The sequence below is a fragment of the Mycobacterium sp. TH-M11 genome, assembly GCF_057473725.1.
In genome coordinates, this window is the sequence record NZ_JBYCLD010000205.1 from 1 (window position 1) to 4211 (window position 4211).

At 66.8% G+C, this 4211-nt stretch carries 2 protein-coding genes; both read right to left on the reverse strand.

From position 1 onward, the window contains the following. Positions 1-2837, reverse strand: a 2837-nt coding sequence (locus tag AC2VOG_RS08970; RefSeq protein WP_486939560.1) for a molybdopterin dinucleotide binding domain-containing protein, incomplete at its 3' end; no start/stop codon positions are given. A gap of 18 nt (positions 2838-2855) precedes the next feature. After that, positions 2856-4211, reverse strand: a 1356-nt coding sequence (locus tag AC2VOG_RS08975; protein ID WP_486939561.1) for a 4Fe-4S dicluster domain-containing protein, incomplete at its 5' end; no start/stop codon positions are given.

Consider the following 4211-nt stretch of genomic DNA (forward strand, 5'->3'; position numbering starts at 1 on the left):
GTCGGCGCACCGCGCGTCATCGCCAGCCACCGGCGGTACACCATGCGGGCTTTGGCGGTGTCCACGCAGATGTCGCCGGCCCGATCATCGCGGCCCGCCGGTGTCACCCGCACCGCCTGATGCCAGCAGTGCATTCCCGAGATCGGGTCCGGCTGAACCGGGAACGTGAGGTTTTGGTGCACACCGGTGTCGCCCCACCAAATGCGTTGCGTATCGGGGTCGCTGCTTGTGTAGGGTTCGACGGGCCGCAGTCTTCGCATCGACCAGGCGGACCCGTCCCGGTCCAGGTCGACGGTGGCCATCATGGCGCGCGCCCCGTTCGGCTCGCCCGCGGTGCGCCAGCGTCCCATGTGATGGCTGCAGGCGACCACGCCCGGCCGGATGCCTTCGGTGATCCAGGCTTTGGCGACGAAATGCCCGATCGCGGTCTCGACCCGCACCAGGTCGCCGGTCTTTGCCACACCGAACCGCGCTGCGTCAGCGGGGTGAATCCATACCGGGTTCGTGTGGGCCAATTCGTCGAGCCACTTGGAGTTGGCGGTTCGGGTGTGCACCTGCGTGGGTACCCGAAACGTCGAGAGCAGCACCACCTGATCATCGGCCAGCTGATCGGGGTGAACGTGGCTGGTGATGTAGCCGGGCAGCGCGTGCTCGGGCCAACCCCATGCCGCCAGCGTCGACGAATAGAACTCGAGCAGACCCGACGGGGTCGGAAATCCCCGCAGAATCCGCCCGTCAACGAGAACACCGACGGCCCGCCGTCCCTGCTCGTCGGGATCCGGCGAGGCGATCGGAACCGTATTGACGGCGTCGTGTTCGGGTGCGGCGGTGTACACCCGTCCGGCGGGGCTGATATGCGTGTCGAGCAACTCCTCGGGCCGAACCTGGCTTTCATGGATTGCACCGACACCCCGCGCGATCTCGAACGCCCCGTAGCGGCGCATGAATTCCAGCGCGGTCACACCCTCGTGCGCGGCCCGTTCGGGCAGTCCCGGCACGGAATTGTCGAACATCCAGCCGTAATACTCGTCGACGGTGAGCTTCTCGCCGGGCCGGGCCCGCGATTCGTGGTATTGGCGGATGCCCAGGCTGCCGTCCGGGTCGATCCGCCAGGACAGCTCGATCCAAAACTCGTTCTCCTCCCACACCTCGCCCGGGTTGACGTCGCGGGTGTCGGGGATCGATTCGCCCAGCCGCTGTCGCGCGGCACGCAGCACCGGCTGCCGGAACCCGATCCACTGCCCGTCGTACTGCTCGTAGGAGTGGGTGTCGTGCCGCTCGGAGGCGTGTCCCATCGGCAGCACCCAGTCGGCCAGATACGCCGATTCGCTCCACGTCGGGGTCAATGCGACGTAGCAGCCGACGGCCTGCTCGTCGGTGAGCACCTCCATCCACGACAAGCCGTCAGGATTGTTCCACACCGGGTTGTACACCCGGTTGAAGTACACGTCGAGGCGGCCCCGGCCGTCTTTGATCAAATGCGGCAGCAGGAAAGACATTTCGTTCTGGGCCAGCGGATACTCCAGCGGCCAGCTCAGGTCCTGCCACACCGCCGGATCCGGTGGTGTGTGAATGGGCTTGGGCACGAACTTGTTCCAGGCGTTGGGAAAGGTTCCGCCCTCGGTACCCACCGCGCCGAGCAGCGCCGACAGCAAGAACACCGTCCGCGACACCTGCCATCCGCCGAGATTGGAGGCGGCCGCAGATCGCCAGCAGTGTGCCGCGAACCGGGTGCCGGCCTGCGCCACCGTTTCGGCCACCGCCCGCAGCGTGTGTGCGGCAATTCCGGATTCCGCTGCGACGAAGTCGAAAGTGTACGTGTCGTACAAGCGCCGAAGTTCGGCTTCGAAGGAGGCGAAGGTAGGCGGCAGCTCGGGCGCACAGGCGTGCAGGTACTCCGCCCAGTTCCACCACCGGCGGACGAATTCCCTGTCATAGCGGCCGGTGGTGATGAGGTGGCGGGCAATGGCCAGGTTGATCGCGGCCTCGCTGCCGGGCTGCGGTGAAAGCCAGTAATCGGCGTGGGTTGCGGTGTTGGACAACCGGGTGTCGAGCACGATCACCTTGGCCCCGTTCGCCCTGGCCTCGGTGATCCGCTGCGCGTGTGGGTTGAAGTAGTGCCCGGTCTCCAAATGCGAGCTGATCAGGTAGATGACCTTGGCGTTGGCGTGGTCGGGGCTGGGTCGATCGATGCCCATCCAGAACTGGTAGCCGGTGCGGCCCCCGCTCGAGCAGACGTTGGTGTGCGAATTGTGGCCGTCCACTCCCCAGCTGGCCAGCACCCGCTCGGTGTAGCCGTCCTCGCCGGGACGGCCGAGATGCACCATGATCTCGTTCTGCCGGTGCTCGGTGATCGCCGCGCGCAGGCGTTGCGCGAGCGCATCGAGGGCCTCGTCCCAGCTGACGCGCTGCCACTGCCCGCCCCCGCGCGGACCAATGCGTTTGAGCGGATAGAGGATCCGGTCGGGGTCGGTGACCTGGTTGATGGTCGCCGGGCCCTTCGCGCAGTTCCGTCCCCGCGACCCGGGATGTTCGGGATTGCCTTCGAACTTGCGGACCTGCAGTGAGTCCCGGTCGACATAGGCCAGCAGCCCGCAGGCCGATTCACAGTTGAAACACGTCGTCGGAACCAGCAGGTAGCTGTGTTCGACACGCCGCGGCCACGATCGCGAGTCCAGCTCTACCCAGTTGTCCCAGCGTTCTTTGGGTGGAAACGACGCCAGGTGGGCCGCGCTGGGGCCTTGATAGAAGGTCTCGCCGCGCTGCTCGACGGCGCGCCGTGCCGCCGACACCCGCCTGGCGAGCTGGTCGATCTCCGGTGCCGCGCGTTTGCGCATCGCTATCCGTTTCCTTCCTCAGGCCAGCGGAACCGCCTGCCCGGCCTGGATGTAGGCGTGCTCGTGGGCAAGCAGTCCGATCAGCACGAACGGCACGGCGACCCAACCGATCCACGGCGCGGCCACCGCCACCGCGACACCGCCGATACCGACCCAGAAGAACGGTGCGAACCGGCCCCGGACCATCTCGTGGATCGCCAGGTGCGCGTGGGCGGTGACGTGCGGCATCGCCACCTCGGCCCACACCAAGAGAATTTGCGCGGCGGCGGCCGCCATGATGACTTCGGTGGCGACCAGGGCACGGTGCGGGGCGTAGCCGGCGGCCAGCAGAAACGGCAGCAGGCCGGCCGCGCCGGCTAATATCGCCTGCAACACCAGATGCACGGGAAGCAAAGCGCTCTGCCACAAGTCGCGTGCCTTGGCCTGGGCGAACAGAAAAGCGGTGTAGTACGCGGTGACCAGCGCCGAGGGCACTGCGAGGATTCCGCTGGCCCGTTGCAACCACCCCACATCGAAGATGACCGCCAGCAGATACACGCCGAGGATCGCACCGTAACCGCTGAGCATGAACGCCCCGCGCACCAGCCAGCTGCGCCATTGCGGTCGGGTGAAGATCAGGTAGAAGCGAAACGGGTGCTTCAGATCCCAGGTCAACAAGACGCCGGTGATCGCCAGAAACGTCAGCGATCCGAGGGGCGCGATCCACCGTGTCAACGGATCGTCCCAGTCGTTCTCGCCGATCAGCGTCAGGCCGACAGCCACCATCAGTAGGCCGGCGGCAAGGCTTTTCGTCCACGTGTAGAGACTCACCCGCCAACCCCAGGGGGCGCGGTGGGGGACGTCGTAGGACACCAGTGCTGCCGCCGAGGAGACCGCACCAACCGGGTGACCTGACGTCGCCAGTTGCGGATCGGCGGGACCCTGGGTCGCCCACGCGTACAACCCCCCGTCCGGCCGGCGCGCCGCCAGCGGGTCCAGGGTGGCCTGGTGGGCACCGAGATAGAACACCCCCGGCCCGGTTTCCTTCTCAGGTCGTCGCACCACAGCAGGCCGACGGTTGATGAGTTCGGCGACTTTGGACGAGGAATCCTCCAGGTCGCCGACGAGGATCGCCTCGGTGGGGCACACCGTCACGCAGGCGGGCTCCAAGCCGATGTCGAGGCGGTGGGCGCACATGTTGCACTTCTCCGCGGAGTGGTCTTCCGGGTTGATGAAGATGGCGTCATAGGGGCATGCGGCCATGCACGCCTTGCAGCCGATGCAGATGCTCTTGTCGAAGTCGACGATCCCGTCGGACCTCTTGTACATGGCCCGGGTGGGGCAGGCGGTCACGCAGGGGGCGTCGGTGCACTGATTGCATCGCGTCACCTGAAA